Origin of the sequence: Nocardia farcinica (assembly GCF_029867845.1) — a bacterium.
Lineage (GTDB): Bacteria > Actinomycetota > Actinomycetes > Mycobacteriales > Mycobacteriaceae > Nocardia > Nocardia farcinica_A.
Map to the genome: position 1 here is coordinate 1 of NZ_JARWRU010000798.1, position 1,864 is coordinate 1,864.

The window sequence follows — 1,864 nt, forward strand, 5'->3', positions numbered from 1 at the left end:
GCGGTTCGCGCGGGCGCGGGGCTCCACCCCCACGCGCGGGGGGTCACGCGGGGCGTCGCGCTGCGCGGGGGCGGGGGGGGCGGGGCTCGCGGGGGCGGCGCCCACGTCTCCGACGAGGATTCGGTCGCCGCGGCGGTCGAGCGGGTGGCGCGGGAGCTCGGCGCGCCGGTCGCGCTGGTGAACAACGCGGGCATCACCCGCGACAACCTGCTGTTCAAGATGTCGACGGCGGACTGGGACGCGGTCATGAACGTGCACCTGCGCGGCTCGTTCCTCATGAGCCGCGCCGTCCAGAAGTTCATGTCCGAGGCGGGCTGGGGCCGGATCGTGAACCTGTCGAGCGTCTCGGCGCTCGGTAACCGGTGGCAGGCCTACTACTCCGCCGCCAAGGCGGGCCTTCAGGTCTTCACCTAGACCCTCGCGATCGAACTGGGCCGCTTCGGCGTCACCGTGAACGCCATCGCGCCCGGCTTCATCGAGACCGAGATGACCGCGGCCACCGCCGCCCGCATCGGTGTGGAATTCGAAGCCCTCAAGGCCGCCGCGGCCAAGGAGACCCCGGTGCGGCGCGTCGGTCAGCCCGAGGACATCGCCGCCGCGGTGTCCTACTTCTTCCGCGAGGAGGCGGGCTTCGTCTCCGGCCAGGTCCTCTACGTGGCGGGCGGTCCCCGCGCCTGAGCCTGCCCGTCACCACCGGTCGCGGCCCGTGGCCGGTGGTGACGATCACCCCGGCTCGCGGAGATCATTCAGCAATTCGTGGGCTACCATCCGTCTGCGCCCCGCGCCGGGGCCACGCCGTCCGACTCGACACCGTCCGACTCGACATCTCGAGCGCACGCCTCTTCGGGGCCACCACGGGGTGACCACCGGTGGCGCGTCGCGCGGGGAGCGTGCGGTCGACCGCGACCGGGCGCGGCGTGGCGGTGGCAAGGTTCGGCACAGACGTCTGTTGGGAGTGATCCGAGTTGTTGAAGAGTCTGCAGGGGTTCAAGGACTTCCTCATGCGGGGGAACGTCATCGACCTCGCGGTGGCGGTCGTCATCGGCACCGCCTTCACCGCCGTGGTGACCGCGGTGACCGAGGGGGTCATCACCCCGCTGCTCGCCGTCATCGGCGGTCCCGACGATCTCGGACTCGGCTTCCGCATCGTTCCCGGCAAGGACTCCACCTTCGTGCAGGTCGGGCCGATCATCAGCGCGGCACTGAACTTCGTGATCGTGGCCGCGGTGCTGTACTTCGTGCTGATCACCCCCATGCGCCACCTCACCAACCGGTTCGGCACCAAGAAGGCCGCCGAGCCCACCGAGGTCGAGTTGCTCATCGAGATCCGCGACCTGCTCGCCCAGCGCGACGAGGCGATCGAGGCCGAGCACGCCGCGAACCAGCGCGTGGAGCGCGAGCACGGCACCAGCAGCCCGGCCACCGGCGCGCCCGCCGACGGCCGCGAGGACGACAAGCGCGAGGACGACAAGGTCGCAGGCCGCTACTGAAACCTCCCGAACGGGGAGCCGGGGCGCGTCGTCCGGGCTCCCCGTTCGCGTTCCCGAACCCTTCCGTTCGAAAGAACCAGTCTTCGAATCCGGCTGAGCGGAAACCTTGCCGTGCTCACCGGTGGCTGATGTCATCGGAACGCTCGCGGCTGTGATCGCGCTTGCCCGCCGCCGGCACCTCGGTCGCCGGGCCGTCGCGGGCGCACCGCCCCACGACCACGGACAGGTATGAGATGAGCGAGTTGACCTTCCACTGGTTCCTGCCCACCAACGGTGGCGACGGCCGTCACATCGTGGGCGGCGGCCACGGCGCACAGGCGCCCGACGCGGGCCCCCGCCCCGCCTCGCGGCCCAAACATGGCCAAAAACCGCCA

General features: G+C 71.1%; 1 protein-coding gene and 2 pseudogenes. All 3 read left to right on the forward strand.

The window, feature by feature from the left end; translation table 11 throughout:
- Positions 1–678 (forward strand): annotated as a pseudogene (locus QH283_RS17470) (SDR family oxidoreductase); the annotation flags it as partial.
- Between the two features lie 290 nt (positions 679–968).
- Positions 969–1,490 carry a large conductance mechanosensitive channel protein MscL gene (gene mscL / locus QH283_RS17475; RefSeq protein ID WP_280504057.1) on the forward strand — a complete coding sequence of 174 codons (522 nt, stop codon included), beginning with the start codon at positions 969–971 and terminating at the stop codon, positions 1,488–1,490.
- Between the two features lie 233 nt (positions 1,491–1,723).
- A pseudogene (locus QH283_RS17480) lies at positions 1,724–1,864 on the forward strand (LLM class flavin-dependent oxidoreductase); the annotation flags it as partial.